The organism is Limnovirga soli (assembly GCF_013106755.1).
GTDB classification, from domain to species: Bacteria; Bacteroidota; Bacteroidia; order Chitinophagales; family Chitinophagaceae; genus Limnovirga; species Limnovirga soli.
Genome location: NZ_WHPF01000001.1, coordinates 227420 through 246400 on the forward strand (window position 1 = coordinate 227420; position 18981 = coordinate 246400).

An 18981-nucleotide genomic window follows, 5' to 3' on the forward strand; every position below is an offset into this window, starting at 1 on the left:
TATTAATTCACTTAATTTTATTGCTTATAAAACCACTGTTTATGTTAAAGCAAACCATTAGCTGTATACTATTTTGCCTCAGTTTTGTTACTGTACAAGCTCAAACCAAACAACCCATCACGCATGAAGGCTTATACCTAATGAAACGGGTGGGTGCGCCGCAGGTAAGTCCGGATGGTAAATGGGTGGTGTTTAATGTAACAGAACCATCTTATACAGAGGGCGAACAGATAACTGATTTGTGGATAGCTTCCACTGATGGAACCATTGCCCCACGCAAAATAACCACCGGAAAAAATGCAGAAAGCGGTTATACCTGGAGCCCTAATGGCAACACAATTGCATTTACAGCCAAAAGGGAAGGCGATGAAGCCGCACAGATTTACCTACTTAATATGAAAAGTGGTGGTGAGGCACAACGTTTTACCAATATTTATACCGGCGCATCCTCGCCACAATGGAGTGCCGATGGGAGCAAAATATTATTTACCAGTAAAGTTTTCCCCGGCGCCTTCTCTGACTCTGCCAATAAAAAAATAGCCGAAGAAAAAAAGAAACAAAAATATAAGGCCAGGGTGTATACAGGTTTTCCTATCCGCAATTTTGATGTATGGCTGGATAATAAACAAACCCATGTTTTTGTACAACCGATTGACAGCACAACAGCCGTTGATGCTTTTACCAGGGTTTCTGCCGTAACAAAAGAAGGTTTTAGTTTTAGCGGTGTTTGCTGGGGACCAAATAACAACTCCCTCATTTTTGCCGCAAGCACAGATGCCAATACAGCTGCCTATCAGGAACCCACCACCAACCTGTACAGCCTTAATTTACAGGATAGCAATGGTATACAATTAACGAGCGATGGAGCTGATTATGGTGCACCGCAATTAAGCAATGATGGCAAATATCTGGTATGTTATGCCACTGCAAACAACAATTACAAAGTATACAACCTTAATAAACTTACCCGTTTCGATTACCCATCCATGCAAAACAAAACATTGCTAACCCCATCGTTAGACAGGCCGGTAAATGGATACACCATAAAAAACAACACCATACTATTAAGTGTGGAAGACCAGGGTAACGATAAATTATTTTCTATGCCAGTAGCTGGCGGTGCTTTAAAGTCCATCACAAATATGCGCGGCTCTTTCAGCGCTATTAGTGCCTCTGCTGATGCTGGTGTAATTATTAGCAATTATGAGAATGCGGTAATGCCCGCAGTAGTTGTAAAAATTTCTGGTGGCACCATTGAATCACTCACTCATTTTAATGATGAAAAACTAAAAACCCTTGATTTACCCGCTGTTGAAGAAATATGGTTTACCAGCAGCCGTGGGAAAAAAATAAGGAGCCTTTTGGTAAGACCTGCAGGTTTTGACAGCACTAAAAAATACCCATTATTTGTAGTAATGCATGGCGGCCCCGCTGGCGCCTGGAAAGAAAACTGGGGCTACAGATGGAACCAGCATTTACTGGCGGCACCTGGGTATGTATTGTTGCTGACAGATTATACAGGCTCCACCGGTTATGGAGAAAAGTTCGCACAGGATATTCAGTACGATCCATTTAAAGGACCAGCCGACGAAATAAATGAAGCAGCAGCCGATGCGATTAAACGTTTTTCATTTATTGATGGCAGCAGGCAAGCCGCAGGCGGCGGCAGTTATGGCGGCCATTTGGCCAACTGGATGGAAGCCACTACCTCGCATTATAAGTGCCTTTTAAGCCATGCCGGATTAGTAAATAGCGAAGCGCAGTTTGGTACCAGCGATGTAATATGGCAACGCGAAGTAATGAATGGTGGCGCACCCTGGACGCAAACAAAAACATGGAAAGAACAAAACCCAATACGCTATGCAGCCAGGTTTAAAACACCGATGATGGTAACCGTTGGTGAAAATGATTTTCGTGTACCTATCAATAATTCATTGGAAAACTGGAGTGCATTGCAGCGCATGAAAGTGCCATCCAAATTGCTGGTATTCCCCGATGAAAACCATTGGATTTTAAATGCTGAGAATAGCCGCTTCTGGTACAGCGAAGTGCATGCATGGCTAAAAAAATATTTGTAGTAACCCCACACTTTAACAGGGAAGTTTTTGTAACAAACAATTGTGCATATAGCATCGCCGGTTGTGTCACTCACTTGTACTTTCAGAACATTGTGGCACAGCGCAAAGCAATGAAATCAGACCTTCAACAAGTTTGAAGTAAATTATTGCTGTGGCTCATTGCCCATTTCCTGACGAACGTACAAGAGTGCGACGCAACGGATGCTTAATAGCAGTATTGCACCCTGGCCAATAACAAAGAAATCTCCGATAGAATATCCCTTGCGTTAATTAATAGCATGCATCCGTTAAACCGCACTTTATATCTTCTGCCTTTATTTGAAATTCACTTTTCAATTAAAACACCGTATCTATCAAAAAAAATTAACCATGAAAACAAAACTTTTGCTTACTACAGCCATTTGTGCAGCATGCATAATAAACACAAAAGCACAAAACACTTTTCCCGCAACCGGTAATGTGGGTATTGGTACGCTTGCGCCGGCAACAACTTTACAGGTAATAGGTACAACCCGAATGGGAAGCGCCACCAACTATGCACAGGTAGATGGAAGTGGTATACTTAAATTCTCCGGCACAGGTGGCTATAGTGTAAGTGGCAATAAATATGCTTTTAGGTTCAACAGTACAAATTATGGTATGTTTTTTAATAGTACACTTACCCGTTATGAATTATTAGATGCAGCAGCACGACCGGTATTTTATGTACATGCAGATAATGGTCAGGGATTTTTAAGTGGCGGGTTACAAATAAGCAATTCATTGCAAAATATTAATGGAAATATTCGCTGGACCGGTATAGATTTCGAAGGTTTTGATGGGAGTACCTGGAAATCATTAAGCGGTAAAACATCATGGAGTTTAAATGGAAATGCGGGTACTAATCCTTCAACAAATTTTATAGGAACTACAGATAACCAACCGCTTGTGTTTAAAATAAATAATATTAAAGCCGGGTATTTAAGCGCCGCATCATTTAATACATCATGGGGCTATGAAGCTTTATTAAATGTTTCAGAAACTGCATCTTTCAGTAGCGCTTTTGGTGTAAGTGCATTGAAAAATAATGCTTCTATATCCAATACAGCTATGGGCAGTAATGCATTAGAAAACAATACAATTGGCTATGGCAACACCGCAACTGGTTCTTATGCTTTGAATAATAACATTAGTGGAGTTTGGAATACCGCAAATGGTGCAGGGGCGCTTAGCCAGAATATTTCAGGTTCAGCTAATACCGCAATAGGAGAAGAAGCGCTTGATTTTAATACAATCGGGCAGAGTAATACAGCAGTCGGACGTCAGTCTTTGTATACTAACACTAATGGATCGGCAAATGTTGCTATTGGGGTTTCTGCTTTAAATGCAAATACATCCGGAGATGCCAATATTGCAGTAGGCAACGCTGCATTGCTTCATAACACAACAGGTATTGAAAATGTTGTAACCGGGTATGAAGCAATGTGGATTAGTACAACCGGATCGCAAAATACGGCAACTGGTGCTTATGCTATGTATGATATTACATCAGGCAGTAATAATACAGCCCTAGGTAAAAGCGCTGGCAGAACAAATACAACAGGTTTTAATAATACTTACATAGGCGCACAAAGCGGCACAACCGGCACAAATTTTTCTAACAGCACTGCATTGGGATATTTTGCAACAAACACTGCCAGCAACCAGGTGCGTATTGGCAATAGCAGTGTTACCAGTATTGGCGGTTATGTAAACTGGAGCAATATCAGCGATGGCCGTTACAAGAAAAACATTAAAAACAATGTACCCGGCCTTGCCTTTATAAATGCATTACAACCTGTTACTTACAACTTAGATATCAAAGGCATCAATACACATTTAACAAAAAATAACAAAGCCCAAAAAGATGCAAGTGGAAAAATGATTGCACAACCAAAAGATGATGATAAAGCCATTGCTGCAAAAGAAACAGTGATTGAATCTGGCTTTATAGCACAGGATGTAGAAAAAGCTGCAAAAAAATTAGGGTATAATTTCAGTGGTGTAGATGCACCTAAAAACGATGATGATTTATATGGCCTTCGTTATGCAGAATTTGTTGTACCACTTGTAAAAGCAGTACAGGAACTAAGCAAACAAAATGAAGATCTTCAAAAACAAATAACTGAGTTAAAAGCTGCGATTACAGAAAAAGCAATTACTGCCAATACAGATAATAGCATAAACGTTTCACCCGTTTTCACAGCCGCAAAATTGCAACAGAATATTCCAAACCCTGCCAACAGTACTACTACCATTCTCTACACACTTCCTGTAAATAATGGTAATGCATACATCAACATTTATGATGTTTCTGGAGCATTAATTAAAACCGTAAAACTTAACGGAACAGGCAATGGCAGTATATATGTGCAAACCAATCAGCTTGCTGCCGGCACATATAGTTATACATTAACCATTGACAATAAAATAATTGATACCAAAAAAATGAGCATCATAAAATAATCAGCTCAGGTAGGTTCAAAAAATTAAGTCGCCTAAACCGGGCGGCTTTTTTTATGCAAAAGCACAACAACAAATTTTTTGTACCAGGCCCAATTGCTACTATCAGCAATCGTTGCGTCGCACACTTCAGGGTGCTGTTCTTTGCTCAGCTATTGGCTAAGCGTACAAGTGAGTGACACAACAGGCGATGCCACTTTAACGGCAGCCGGGTACCTTATTATTCTTCCCCATTACAAGGCTATTAACTACATTTGGCAAAACCATACTATGAAGTACTTGTTGGTAATCATTGCCTTTGCATCGGTAATAGCCTGCAATAATCAGCAGCCAGTAAATAATACGAATGCTTCAGTTACAAACGACAGCTTATTTGCCGCTTTTGAAAACCGTTTTATTGATGCCTACTGGCAACAAAATCCATCTTCGGCCATTTATGCCGGCTATGGCAAGTATTACGATGTATTAAAAATACCAGATGCGGCGGCGCTTGATAGCGATATCAGATTTGCAAATCGTTTTCTGGATTCGCTGCACCAGTTTAACTATGCAACACTTTCCAGCAGTAACAAAATAGATTATCGCATTCTTGAAAACCAGTTTCACAGCAGCATTTGGTATATAGATAGTTTTAAACAACAGGAATGGGACCCCTCCGTGTATAATATTGGCGGCGAATGTTACGAGATTATTACCAACCCTTATGCGCCACTAAACGATAGATTACGCACCCTCAGCAATCATATTGCCCATGCCGATGCGTATTATGCTGCAGCCGCCAATATGATTCATGAACCAACAAAAGAACATACCCAACTGGCCATTACACAAAACAATGGCAGTCTGGAAGTTTTTGGCAATATGCTGCAGGATTCTATTAAAAACGCCACACTAGCTCCACCAGAGTTAGATAGTTTGCAACAAAGAATAAGCCGCGCCAAAAATGCCATAAAAACTTATGTAAACAATTTAAACAATTTCCTGGGCAATAAAAATCAGGTATTCCGCAGCTTTAGAATTGGAGATACCCTGTTTAACCAAAAGTTTAGGTACGATATTGTAACCAATTACTCAGCCAACGAAATATTTAATAAAGCAGTGGCTTCAAAAAAATATTACCATAACGAAATGTATCGCATTACTAAACAGTTATGGCCCAAATACTTTGCCGCCCAAACCATGCCAGCCGATACACTTGCCGCCATTAAAATGATGATTGATAAAATTGCATTGCAACATGTAAGTCCTGCCAATTTTGTTGATACCATTACCAAACAGGTAACCGATTTAAAACAATTTATTATTCAAAAAGATCTTTTTGCCTACGATACTACCACGCCTTTAAAAGTGCGCATTATGCCAGCATTTATGAGTGGCGCCACATTGGCATCGGCCAGCAATACCGGCCCTTACGATAAACAGGGCGTGGCTTACTACAATATTACCGATCTTACCAAACTGCCTGCTGCCGTTGCCGAAAGCGATTTGCGGGAGCACAACAATTATACCTTACAAATACTGTCGATACACGAAGCCATGCCAGGCCACGACCTGCAGGGCTGGTATAGCAATAAATCCCGCAGCATTGTAAAAGCAGTATTTGGCAATGGCGCCATGATAGAAGGCTGGGCCGTATACACGCAGCGCATGATGTTAGACAATGGCTGGGCCAGCAACCAACCGGAAATGTGGCTGATGTTTTATAAATGGAGCCTGCGTGAGTGCTGCAATGTAATTACCGATTATGGTATTCACTGTCTTAATTATTCTAAAGACGATGTGGTACAAATGCTGAAATACCAGGCTTTTCAGGAAGATGCACAAATTGAGGAGAAATACCACCGTGCCACCATTTCGCAGGTGCAGTTGTGCAGCTATTATACCGGCGCCACAGAAATAAATGCTTTACGGGATGCCTATCAACAAAAAAATGGTAATGCCTATAGCCTAAAAGATTTTCATGAAAAGTTTCTTAGTTATGGCAGTGCCCCTGTAAAATATATTAGTGCATTAATGTTGGGCGAGTAGTATTTTTTTACCGGCAATAGTGCTAATGGCATCGCCACTTGTGTCACTCACTTCAGGGTTCGGGGTGCTCATGGGCATAGGCTGCCAATAGTACCAGCCGTTCAAGAGTGCGACGCAAGAATGCCCATTAAATAATCCATTGCCGGGAACCTAAAATAGCTTTAAACAGTAATCATACAAGGAATTGGTTTACATTTATCGGGAACAACTTGATCTTCTTCAATAAGCAATTATGAGAAAATTATTTGCATTGCTGGCATTGGCGGCATCACCATTATTTATATCGGCACAAAAAAACAGCACAGTGTATGCTTTGGATAGCGTGCTGAACTATTTATATGCCACCCACCAGTTTAACGGCACAGTGCTTTATGCAGAAAACGGCAAAGTATTATATAAAAAAGCATTTGGCATAGCCGACAGCAGAACTGGGCAGCCGTTGCAAACCAACTCGGCTTTTAATCTGGCATCAGATACCAAACAATTTATTTGCATGTGTATCATGCTACTAAAAGAAAAAGGCCGGCTTAGTTATGAAGATGATATAACAAAATATATTCCTGAATTACCTTATAAAGGCATTAGCATCCGCCACCTGATGACCCACACTTCGGGCCTGCCGGAATATGATGTATTGTTTCAAAACACACGTGGGCCGCTGGATACACTTTCCAACGAAGGCATGATAAAAATGCTGGAAACGCTGCACCCGCCACTAAATGTTGCACCGGGCACAAAATGGGAATATAGTAATACCGGTTACATTTTATTGTCTAGCCTAATAGAGCGCATTGCAAAAATGCCTACCGCACAGTTTATCAATAATAATATTGTTAAACCGCTTGGCTTACATCAAACCTATCTGTACAACGTGTATATGCCATCGCCCAATAACCGGGTATTTGGTTTTGAAGAAACAAATGGCCGGCAACAACTAAACGATTTATTTTATCTGGATGGTGTAACCGGAGATGGCAACCTGTATTCCTCAGTAGAAGACCTCTATATCTGGGAGCAAAGTTTATACAGTGAAAAGCTGGTAAAAAAAGCCACATATTCAGATGCATTAAAACCTGTAACACTCAGCAATGGCAACACTTACCCCTACGGTTTTGGATGGTTTATTGGCAAGCAAAATGAGTACTATTATCATACCGGCAGCTGGGCCGGTTTTAGAAATATTATTTGCAGGGATACCAAAAACAACCGAACACTTATCCTGCTAAGCAATAACACCAATAGCCTGCCAAGAGAACTTACAAAAAACATTTTTGAGGGCATTCCCTATACCCTGCCAGCATTGCAGTTGATTACCAATGTTACCATTATTGATGGTGTCAATACACCTGCCAGAAAAGCATCGGTACGTATTAAAGACAATATGATTATTGCAGTAGGCAACCTTTCCCCTTACCCCGGTGAAACAGTGATAGATGGTGGAGGAAAAATATTAACCCCCGGCTTTATAGATACGCATAGCCACCTTGACCGAACCATTTGGCAAAAACCCGAAGGCATACCGGCTGTAAACCAGGGCGTAACCACCATTGTAGTTGGACAGGATGGCGAAAGCGACTCTTTAGATTCTATACAGGCATGGATGCAAAAAACACCGGTTGCCATAAACCTGGCATCGTATACCGGGCATACTACCTTAAGAGCAATGGTAATGGGTGATAACGATCTTCACAGGATAAGCAATGAAAAAGAACTGGAAGCAATGCAACTAATACTTGCCGGCGAAATGAAAAAAGGTTCGCTGGGGCTGGCTACCGGACTGGAATATGAAGGTGCACATTTCTCTTCCCGCAACGAAGTGGTAGAACTTTCAAAAACAGCGGCGCAATACCATGGCCGTTATATCAGCCATATGCGCAGCGAAGATATTGGCCTTGCCGATGCCATTGATGAAGTAGTAAACATTGGGCTGGCTGCCAAAATACCTGTACAAATTTCCCACTTTAAAATTGCCCTTAAGAACGATTGGGGTACTGCACCCGCCATACTGGCCAACCTGGAAAAGATGAGGCAAAACCAACATGTAAATATCACAGCCGACTGCTACCCCTACGAATATTGGTACAGCACTTTGCGGGTACTTTTTCCTAAAACAGATTTTACCAATATGGAGAGTGCCCTATTTGCAGTAGAGCAAACCATCGATCCATCCGGCTCGGTAGTATTTCCCTTTGCGCCCAATAAAGCCTATGAAGGCAAAACCTTAAGTGCCATCGCCGCCATGCGCAATCAATCGCCTGCACAAACCCTTATCGATCTTATCGAAATGGTAAACGATTTTGAAAGTAAAAACCCCGGTATAGATGCCGAAGGCATACTTGGCAAATCCATGACAGACGAAGACATCATTCAGCTATTATCATGGGCCAATACCAATATCTGCTCCGATGGAGGTGATGGTGGCCATCCACGCGGATATGGCGCTTTTACAAGGGTATTGGGCTACTATGTTCGCGAAAGAAAAATTATGAGCCTGGAAAATGCCATTTATAAAATGACAGGTTTGGCAGCCGAGCATGTAGGGTTAGCCAATCGCGGTATAATTGCCCCTGGTTATTATGCCGATCTTGTTTTGCTAGACCCCGCCACAGTAAAGGATAATGCCACCATACAAAACCCCACAGCGTTATCAGAGGGTATAGTGCAGGTGTGGGTAAATGGTAAAATTGTATACCACAACAAACAATCCACGCATCAATACCCGGGAACATTGCTAAAGCGGGCCTTAGAATAAATGTTTATGTACCCGGCATTAACAAAAATGGCATCGCCACTTGCGTCGCACACTTGTGCGTTCAGATTACCCATCAGCTAAAAACACCTATTGCTTTAGGGGCTTGAAGCTAATGCATTAAGAAAAGTTTTATTTATAAAATGCAGTTTAATGCGCAATTAGCAATTTGGCACTTGCTGTTTTTCCATTGTTTATAATATGCATCAGGTATAATCCATTTTGAAGTGCACTTATATCCAGCAAATTGCCGGTTTGCGATTTATACAAAACTGTTTGCCCGGCACTATTTACAATTTTAATAGTTGCATTTTGCAATAATGTATTGCCAGTTTTAATATACACCACATCTTTGGCTGGATTAGGATATATGCCGAACGTTTCATTTTGCAAAGCTTGACTGGCATTGGCTTTCACAGCCATTGGCAATGGTTGAAAAATATCTATCATATTGCTATAAGTAATAGTGCTGTAAGGTGCTTTTATACCACCTGCAAAGAATATTGTGCTACCCTTTGCAACCGCAGAAACACCATAACGTGGCTGTGAAAGTTGTTCAATAGCCCATGTACCGGTTACCGTATTATACACCTGCACCAATCCGGAAATAAAATTTCTTCTATCATAACCGCCCGCAAAGTAAATTTTATCCCCTGCGGCTGTGGCCGAAAACCCTTTTAATGCCACCGGCATAAATAATTGGCTCCAACTATTCGTCCCTGCATCATACACATCTATCGCATTTACTTTTTTGGCTCCACCTGCAAAATAGGCTTTAGAACCTACAGTAACAGCGGTAGCATAGGACCGTGCATTGGGCATATAACTCACAGTCCAGGTATTAGCCACGGCATCATAAATATCTACATTGGTGTATATTTTGGTGGTATTTGTATAAGCAGTACCACCTGCAAACAAGATCTTATTGCCTAAAGTAGCCACAGCAATACCTTCACGTTTAACAGACAAGCTGGCATTTGACCATAAACCAGTAGCATCGTCATAAATATCTATCGCATTAGTTTGCACCATATTGTAATAAATATCCCAAAACCATCCCCCGGCAAAAACAATTTTATTTGCGGCCGTACCTACAGCAATATTATCTCTGGCTTTAGATAGACTTGCAGTTGTACGCACACCTGTATTAGTATTAAAAATATCTACACGATTGTATATATAAACGGGGCCGCCAAATCCACGGCCAATTCCACCTGCAAATAGTACATTACTACCTACTGTACCGGCGCCACCTACAATCCTTTCCAAAGAAAGGTTTAGTACAGACCATGTATTTAAGCTATCGTTATATACATCAATATTTTTGGTGTAAAGCGGATCTGTATATGGCCCATATTTGCCACCGGCAAAATATGCATTATGACCTGCCTGTGTAAATTTGATACTGGCTCTTGATATGGAAAAAATGCCCGTTGAATGGCTGTTTGTATTAAAATCAAAAACATCCCAGGCATTGCCGGATGTGCTGCCAAATACAATTTTATTAGCGAATACGCCCATTGGTATTGCATTTCTTGCAACACTTAAAGTATCTGATTTCCACTGTGCATTAATGGTGGTGGCTGCTAACACAAACAGGGTAATAAGTAAATTTTTTCTCATATGTATGTTTTGCCTGGAGGAAGTAATTATTTAAAAACAGTGGAAAGTTGGCATTAGGGTTCCTTAAAAAAAAGAGGAATATGCTGTGCAGGAACTTGGGCCTTCCAACCGGGATTATTATTAGCCCGGCTAAAGCACCACCATCAACTTTACTTGCATTGCACACTTATGTTTTTACAGGAATTTGGGGCTTTTCATATAGGGTGATTTATTTAAACTAAAAACTTAAAAAACATAATAAACAATGTTAGTATATGTTTACAAAACAATGCAGAAAGTTAGTGTTAACATTGGAAAAATAAGCATCCATTTTCAGCTGCAATGTTACCTGAACGCACAAGAGTGCGACGCAAGCGGCGATGCCCATAGTATCTGTTGCCCGGCCAAAAATGCAAACTTTTTAACACTTGGATATACCTTGCATTGGGTATTAAAATTGTATAGTTTAGCCCTATCTTTAGAACGGTTAAAACCCACAAGATCATGAAAAGAATAATGTTATTTGTGTGCATATTGTTAAGCCGGTTAGTAATAGCGCAGGCACCTGAATTGATTGTGCCCGCCGGCCATGGCGATCAGGTATATCTTACCAAATTTTCGGCTGATGGAAAATTTCTTTTCTCAGTGGGCACCGGGGCAAAGGGGGTGAAAATATGGGATACCAAAAACGGGCGTTTGCTAAAAAACCTACCAGTAAAAGACTTCCCTACCAGTATGCAAATAACGACAGATGACAGACAATTGATTGTTACCACAAAATCAGGGATTTATTTTTATGCATTCCCTTCTTTTAAATTGCTAAACACCATACAACATGGCGCTACCGATGCTGTTTTGGGTGGCAATAATTTGTATATTCTTTATAAAGAAAACACCAATGGATTCAATACCGCCTCAATAGATGTTTCCAACTATAGGGAGAAAGCTTTATTTGCTGATGCCAATGCATCCGCTGATGTGATTAGCCTATCGCCACAGGGAGATAAATTGTTTGTGGCTTCGGGCTTTTATATCAGGGTAATTAATATAGGCAATGGCAGCCTAATCAATTCATTTTCGCCCGAAACAGGGAAGATATTTTTGGGCTTTACCCCCACCGGCAGCCTGATAGGATTTACTGACAAAGGCAAGAATAAATCAGTACCTGGCACAAGCGATGCAGCCAGTTTATCCCCAGTACGCAGTTTTGATTTTAAAATACCTACTTCTTATCATTTTAATTCTTTAAAAAACCAAATTGCTTTTGGTGAAAATGATTTGGTATGCTTATCTGATGATGGTGCTATTAGTATTGCCAATTATTTAACCGGCAAAAAAATACGCGAAATTAAAACCCCTGATGAAGATATTATTTGCATGGCCGCCTCTGGTAATATGCTGGTAGCCGGAGATAAATTTAAGGGCACGCTTAAACAATACAATTTAAACACCGGAAAACTGGTACGCATTTATGGAGAAGATGCCATTGCCCCTGTGGTTTGGGAAGCAGCTACCAATAACACAACGGGTATTATACTGGATGGTGTTTTCGACTCGCCCTGTGGGTATTTCAGTAGCCAGGAAAATGGCAAAGTAACCGCAGCCGCTTTTCAAAAAGAAAGCAATGAGCTAATGAGCATTGTGGGCATTTCGGCTGATGCCAGCCTAACAGCTACCTACAATCAAAAAGAAGTACAGCTGTATAAAGCACCGGTATTTGACCAACCATATCTAAGTTTTAGTGTACCCGATAAGCAGGTTGGCGCATTAGGTATATCGCCGGATAAGAAAAAACTGGTGGTGGCTTATAAAAACTATATTGATGTGTATGATATGGCCACCGGAAGCCTGTTAAATGAAATACCAAATGATGTTATGATGTTTGGTAAAGAAAAAATAAAAAAGGATGAATATTTAAATGATGATAAAAGTGTTTGCTCCTTTTCTGCCGACGGGAATTTTGTGGCGGTAAAAGTAGAAAGGCCAGTAGTTTTTGATTTGGCAAAAAATAAATCACTGGCAGATCTTTACCAGGCCTATAATGTGGAAGCAATAAAATTAACTGCCGATGGACAAAAGCTATATTATGTTCAGGGAGAAAAATATGGCGTAGCTAAGTGGTTTGAATATGATGTGGCGCATCCGCAACCACCTGTTGGAACTTCCTTAAACCTAAGCCTTACCGAAGAACGCATTAGTGATTTTGATGTACAAAAAACCAATGTTTCTATATCGCCTGACTTAAATTTAATTGCCTATGTACGCAATGAAGAAATTTGGGTATACAATAGAAAAGAGTTTGTAAATACGGCATTTTTAAAAGGCCACCAATCTTATGTAAGACAGGTACGCTGGCTGGCGAATGGCATTCTGGTATCATCGGGTAATGATAATACCATGCGCTTTTGGGATGCCAAAAAAGGTGTTGAACTGGCCAAACTGGTAATGTTTACCAATGGCAGCTGGGTTATTGTTACACCTAACGGACAATTTGATGCATCAGAAGATGCCATGAAAAAATTGTATTATGTACAGGGTATTGAAACCATACCATTGGATAACTTATACGAGAAATTTTTTACCCCCAACCTGTTGGCCAGAATAATGCAAAATGATGCATTACCCGCACCTGATGTAGATGTAAATAAACTGGCTGCACCACCAAAAGTTAAAATGAGTTTTGATGCAGCCCGCAATTTGGTAGTTGGTGATGATATAGCAAAAATTGACTGGACCAACGAAAACATTAGCATCAAAGTTACGGCCGAATGCAACGAAGATGCCATTGATGAAATAAGGCTGTACCTAAATGGAAAATTAATAGATGGCACCAACAGAAACCTGGTGGTGGCAGATGATAATCAAAAAAGTTTAACCAAAACATTTACCATAAAACTGGCACCTGGTATAAATAATTTTAAAGCCATTGCGTTAAATACACAACGCACCGAAAGCCAGCCCGATGAAACCGATGTAAATTTTATACCTGCCAAAAATATTCCGGCACCAACAATAGATGATGTTACACTGCACCTGGTAGTTATAGGTATAGATAATTACAAAAACCCAAAGTATAATTTAAATTATGCCAAAGCAGATGCCAGTTCGTTTAAAGATGAAATGCAACAAAATAATAATGGCATTTTCTCAAAAACCAAGCTTTACTTTATTACCGATGAGAATGCGTTAAAAGATAAAATAGAAAGCACTTTTCAAACGGTGATAAAAGAAGCTAAACCAAAAGATTTGTTTATATTTTATTATGCAGGCCATGGCGTAATGAGCAATACAAAAAACAACAAGGAATTTTTTATTGTCCCCTACGATGTAACACAATTATATGGCGCCGAAGATGCGTTAGAACAAAAAGGTATTTCGGCCACAGAGTTGCAGGACTATAGTAAAAAGATTCCGGCACAAAAGCAATTATTTATTTTGGATGCCTGCCAAAGTGCAGGTATGATAGATGCCATTGCCATGCGAGGTGCAGCAGAAGAAAAAGCTATTGCCCAATTAGCCCGAAGCACAGGCAGCCATTGGCTTACAGCAAGTGGTAGCGAGCAGTTTGCAGCTGAATTTTCGCAGCTGGGGCATGGGGTATTTACCTATGCTTTATTACAGGGTTTAAAAGGTGGTGCTGCCAATGGCGATAAACAAATTACTGTAAACGAACTTAAAGCTTATCTGGAAATACAGGTACCCGAATTGTCTCAGAAATACAAGGGTAGTCCGCAATACCCGGCCAGTTATGGTTATGGCAATGACTTTCCGATAGAAGTAATTAAATAATGTTGGCCGGGCGGTGGTACATGGTGCATCACCGCTTGCGTCGCACACTTGTACGTTCGGTAATTACCATCGGCAATACCTATGAGTTTTTTGTAGCCTTTCCTGCTGAGTTTACTTTCCAACCGCACAAGTGTGCGACGCAAGTAAAGCAGATTACTGCTTTATTGCCGGGCTAATAAAAAAAGCTATTGGCAATTAATGTTCGTATTGTAATTCCGGAGCAATTTTCTTTAACTGCTCATCAATAACTTCTTTGGTAAGGGGTAAATAACCTGCACCACTTACATATTGCTGACCGGTGGTTAAAGCCCACTCAAAAAACTCGAGGATGGCTTTATTCTGGGTGCGGCCACGGGTTAAAAAATAGAGGTTGCGGGAAGGTGGCGAAGGATATTTGCCATCTTTTAATGCCTGCTGAAAAGTAGATAGATCTTTATAAAAATTTTCATCGGCATCAATTCTTCCATTGCCATTAATATCGATAGGAATTATTTCCAGTCCGGGAATTTTATCACCGGTTTTTATATCGTACACAAACAAAGTGTTGTTGTAACCGATGCCGTTGATATCTTTTTTCACCGCTTCGGCCACACCCGGATCTCCGGATACGCCTATTCCTTTAATATCATCCTGGTGTTTACCAAAATACTCTGCCCATGATTCTGCTGCACCAGCCGCATCGGCCCTGGTGTATACATTAATGGGATGTTTTTGCACATTATTAATTTTAAAAATACTATCCCAGGTAGAAGGGTAATGCGCTGTAAATATGGTATTAAATTCTTCTTTTTTTAACCCGCGTAATTGCAGCATTTCCATATAGGCATTGTGCGGGTTAACGGTGGGCAACACGGCATCTTTACATAAGGCAATCCACCATACGCCTTTGGCTTTTTCGACATTGGTTAATTCACGGGAAAACATGCCTACATCTACTGAACCAATCATTACATCAGTTAAGCCCTTGCCGGCGCCACCAGCCTGTATATCGAAACGAACTTCGGGGTGGATTTTCTGATAAGCATCCGCCCATTGCTGCATGAGTGGATATAATGCAAAAGCCCCTGAAACGCTGATGGATACTTGTTCGCCTGATTGATTATCTGAATTATTACACCCATTGGCGATACAAGAAAACAGTATGGCCAACAATAAAATGGTTTGCTTTTTCATATTGCATGTTTTGAGTAGTTATACATTAGAACTGTTTAAGATGCTGCCAAAAACATTGTATTGAAAATAATTTGAGTTGAATTTCTACAAACAGACACCTTAAGTATAGGCGCAAAAAATGCTAAAAAAAAAGAAACAAGAGCCGCATAGAAATGCAGCTCGCTTTTAGTAGAACTAAAACTCAAACTTAAGAAAAAACTAATAGTGTTTTAGTATGTTCACGCTCCATAATATTGATTAATGGCCTACCTGTAAATACTCTTTCAAAATATCCGTTTTAGGATTTTCGAAGATTTCATTTGCAGGCCCGTATTCTACAATTTCACCGTAGTACATGAATACTACAAAATCTGCCAGGCGTTTTGCCTGACGAAGAATATGCGTTACCAGGATGATGGTATAATCATCTTTTAGGTTTGAAAATTCCTCTTCAATAACGCGGCTGGAGATAGGGTCAAGTGCTGATGTTGGTTCATCTGCCAGGATAATTTCCGGCTCCACAGCAAGACCCCTTGCCAAACACAATCTTTGTTGCTGACCAATTGACAAACGCTGTGCAGAGGTTTTTAAACGGTCTTTTACCTCATCCCATAAAGCCACTTCCTTTAAGTGCTTTTCTACTTTTTCTTTGATGATGGCTTTATTGGTAACGCCTTTTAATTTTAGTCCGTAAGCAATATTATCGTAAATGCTCATTGGCAAAGGAAAAGGGCGTTGCATCACCAGACCCATTTTTTGTCTGATTTGGGTAATATCGTATTTACCGCTTAAGATATCTTCTCCGTCAATTTCTATTGAACCATCTAGTTTTAATTCACTGTACAAATCGGTTAAGCGGTTCATGCACTTTAACAAAGTGGTTTTACCACAACCTGATGGACCTAACAAAACAGTGATTTTATTTTTTGGAATAATCAGGTTAATATCTTTTAAAATATGGGCAGATTTACTGCGCACATTAAGGTTGCGTATGTTTACAATAGGCACTTCATTACCGGCATTATTGCCCAGTGCTGCATTTATATCTGTTGATGTGATGATGTTTGACATGATAATAAGTTTAATTGTTTGAGTTTTGTTATATCCCTTACTAAGCTTTTGCTTTTTTGCGCTTAGAAGCAATAAATGTTTTGAATTTCTTTTTATTCTTGCCCTTGTTTAATACCCTGGCTGTTATACTGATTACCAATACAATAATGGTAAGTATAATAGCAGCTGCGTATGCCCTTTGCTGTACTGCCTCAATGGGAGAACCCAGCTGGAAATAAATAGACAAAGGCAATGTGGCTGTAGGGTCACTCAGGTTACGGGGCACATGGTCAGTATAACCAGCGGTAAATAACACAGAAGCAGCATCGCCAATACCGCGGCCAAAAGCAAGTAATACGGCGGTAGCGAAACCTGGCAAAGCCCTTTTAAAGAAAATCTTATAGGCTGTTTCGGTTTTGGTAGATCCCAGTGCGTAGGATGCCTCCTGTAAACCAATGGGGATGGTTTTTAGTACTTCATCCATGGCCCTGATCATAATGGGGGCAATTAATGCACCAACAGTTACAATACCGGCACCCAGTGAATTTCTAAGGCCAAAATAAATCATAATGGTAAAGGCAAAAGCACCATATACAATAGAAGGTATGCCCCACAAAACATCCAGAAAAAAGCGAATACCTATTAACAGGCGGCTATACCTGATTAAATAAATATTGATAAATAATGCTACTGGTAAACTAACTACAAATGCCAGTAAAGAGGCGCCAATAGCAAGGTAGAACGATCCGGCAATAGCATTTAAAATACCACCGCCACCGCCCATATAAAAGCCACCCTTAGGTTCCTGAGATAATATTTCCCAGGATAGGGCTGAAAAACCTTTACTGATAATAGTATAAATAATATGCGCCAGCACCAGCACAACAATTAATGCAACGGCTGCTGATAATACGCGAAAAAAAGTTTCTTCCCATTTTCTTCTTAGTGTCATTTTTCTTCAGATTTATAGATGAGATAACGGAATACAATATTGATGACCAGGATTATTACAAATAACAGCAGCGAACCAAACATGAGTGCCGAATCGTAAGACGGAATACTCATCATTTCGCCATAGTTATTGGCAATTAATGCAGGTAATGGATAACCGGCATCAAATACAGAAGCAGGCTCCTGTACCACGTTACCAATTACCATCATAACAGCAATGGTTTCTCCCAATGCCTTTGAGAAACCTAAACCATATGCTGATAGGATACCGGTGGCACCTTTTCTTACATATACATGCTTAATGGTTTCCCATTTGGTAGCACCCAATGCCAGCGAAGCTTCGCCTAATTGAATGGGCACCTGACGGAATACTTCCAGCAGCATGTTTAAAATGTAAGGGATACTCATAACCGATAATACCAATGCACCTGCCAGGATACTATATCCCAAAGACTCATTATTAAAAAATGGTGCCACTGTTTCGCCAACAAAAGGCACTACTACCAATACGCCCCAAACCCCATATACCACAGAAGGTATACCGGCCAGGATATCAATTACTGGGCGCATAAATTCCAGCACCCATTTAGGAGCAAATTGAGACAGGTAAATAGCTGCCAGCAAACAAAGCGGCATTGAAATTATGAGGGCAATTATAGTAACCCACAAGGAGCTGAGGATAAATGGCCAAAAGCCAAATTGCCCTTCGGAGGGTGACCAATCTGAAGAAAAAATCAAATCGGATAATGAATGTGCACTTAAGAGGTCTTCTGATTTAAGTACCAGGCCGGTTGCAATAGCCACTGGTAATAGCAGAAAAAAACTTAAGCAAACAATCATCCATTTTGATGATATGTTATCAATTAAATTTCTTTTTGTCATTTTCTTTAAGTTGTAAGTTTTAGTACAACCCGGCAACAAACCATACAACCTAAGAGCGTTATGGCTTGTTACTGAGTATTGTTCTTTTTATTAACCCGGCAATACAGCTATTATTGGGCTTTACTTGCGTCGCACTCTTCAACTGTACCAATGCTATGCAGCTGTTATATGCTGCCAAATGTGATGAAGTACAAGAGTGCGACGCAAGAGGCGATGCCA

Annotated in this window: 10 protein-coding genes; 5 read left to right on the forward strand and 5 right to left on the reverse strand. The window is 40.3% G+C overall.

Translation table 11 applies throughout. From position 1 onward, the window contains the following. Window positions 1–41: 41 nt before the first annotated feature. From GD597_RS00855 to GD597_RS00870, 4 genes are all read left to right on the forward strand, one after another. Window positions 42–2078 (forward strand): S9 family peptidase, encoded by a 2037-nt coding sequence (locus tag GD597_RS00855; RefSeq protein ID WP_171605900.1) that lies wholly within the window; start codon window positions 42–44, stop codon window positions 2076–2078. A 369-nt stretch (window positions 2079–2447) separates the two neighbouring features. Continuing rightward, complete coding sequence (locus GD597_RS00860; protein ID WP_171605901.1) at window positions 2448–4562, forward strand: tail fiber domain-containing protein; 2115 nt, start codon at window positions 2448–2450, stop codon at window positions 4560–4562. Between the two features lie 267 nt (window positions 4563–4829). Then, the gene (locus tag GD597_RS00865) at window positions 4830–6587 is read left to right on the forward strand and encodes a DUF885 domain-containing protein (RefSeq protein ID WP_171605903.1); all 1758 of its coding nucleotides are present in this window, start codon (window positions 4830–4832) and stop codon (window positions 6585–6587) included. Window positions 6588–6819: 232 nt separating this feature from the next. Continuing rightward, window positions 6820–9339 (forward strand): serine hydrolase, encoded by a 2520-nt coding sequence (locus tag GD597_RS00870; protein ID WP_171605904.1) that lies wholly within the window; start codon window positions 6820–6822, stop codon window positions 9337–9339. Window positions 9340–9486: 147 nt separating this feature from the next. Here the strand turns inward: GD597_RS00870 and GD597_RS00875 are convergent, their stop codons facing one another. Next, window positions 9487–10959, reverse strand: coding sequence for a T9SS type A sorting domain-containing protein (locus tag GD597_RS00875; protein WP_171605906.1), 1473 nt, complete (start codon window positions 10957–10959; stop codon window positions 9487–9489). Window positions 10960–11442: 483 nt separating this feature from the next. Here GD597_RS00875 and GD597_RS00880 point away from each other — a divergent pair, with 483 nt between their 5' ends. Next, on the forward strand, window positions 11443–14727 hold the full coding sequence (locus tag GD597_RS00880) for a caspase family protein (protein ID WP_171605908.1): 3285 nt from the start codon (window positions 11443–11445) through the stop codon (window positions 14725–14727). 195 nt (window positions 14728–14922) lie between these two features. On the opposite strand, the gene GD597_RS00885 is transcribed toward GD597_RS00880, so the two are convergent. From GD597_RS00885 to pstC, 4 genes are all read right to left on the reverse strand, one after another. Beyond that, window positions 14923–15900: a PstS family phosphate ABC transporter substrate-binding protein gene (locus tag GD597_RS00885; protein WP_171605909.1), complete on the reverse strand. Its 978-nt coding sequence runs from the start codon at window positions 15898–15900 to the stop codon at window positions 14923–14925. Between the two features lie 237 nt (window positions 15901–16137). Continuing rightward, entirely contained in the window at window positions 16138–16950 is an 813-nt protein-coding gene (locus GD597_RS00890) for a phosphate ABC transporter ATP-binding protein (protein WP_171605910.1), read from the reverse strand. Window positions 16951–16990: 40 nt separating this feature from the next. Continuing rightward, the gene (pstA, locus tag GD597_RS00895) at window positions 16991–17881 is read right to left on the reverse strand and encodes a phosphate ABC transporter permease PstA (RefSeq protein WP_171605911.1); all 891 of its coding nucleotides are present in this window, start codon (window positions 17879–17881) and stop codon (window positions 16991–16993) included. Beyond that, complete coding sequence (pstC, locus tag GD597_RS00900) at window positions 17878–18762, reverse strand: phosphate ABC transporter permease subunit PstC (RefSeq protein WP_216368484.1); 885 nt, start codon at window positions 18760–18762, stop codon at window positions 17878–17880. Before pstC ends, pstA begins: the two co-directional genes overlap by 4 nt. Between the last annotated feature and the right edge of the window lie 219 nt (window positions 18763–18981).

Coding starts and splice junctions, on each gene's coding strand:
- GD597_RS00870 (WP_171605904.1), top strand. CDS start 6,820: ATGAGAAAATTATTTGCATTGCTGGCATTGGCGGCATCACCATTATTT.
- GD597_RS00865 (WP_171605903.1), top strand. CDS start 4,830: ATGAAGTACTTGTTGGTAATCATTGCCTTTGCATCGGTAATAGCCTGC.
- GD597_RS00855 (WP_171605900.1), top strand. CDS start 42: ATGTTAAAGCAAACCATTAGCTGTATACTATTTTGCCTCAGTTTTGTT.
- GD597_RS00860 (WP_171605901.1), top strand. CDS start 2,448: ATGAAAACAAAACTTTTGCTTACTACAGCCATTTGTGCAGCATGCATA.
- GD597_RS00880 (WP_171605908.1), top strand. CDS start 11,443: ATGAAAAGAATAATGTTATTTGTGTGCATATTGTTAAGCCGGTTAGTA.
- GD597_RS00875 (WP_171605906.1), bottom strand. CDS start 10,959: ATGAGAAAAAATTTACTTATTACCCTGTTTGTGTTAGCAGCCACCACC.
- pstC (WP_216368484.1), bottom strand. CDS start 18,762: ATGACAAAAAGAAATTTAATTGATAACATATCATCAAAATGGATGATT.
- pstA (WP_171605911.1), bottom strand. CDS start 17,881: ATGACACTAAGAAGAAAATGGGAAGAAACTTTTTTTCGCGTATTATCA.
- GD597_RS00890 (WP_171605910.1), bottom strand. CDS start 16,950: ATGTCAAACATCATCACATCAACAGATATAAATGCAGCACTGGGCAAT.
- GD597_RS00885 (WP_171605909.1), bottom strand. CDS start 15,900: ATGAAAAAGCAAACCATTTTATTGTTGGCCATACTGTTTTCTTGTATC.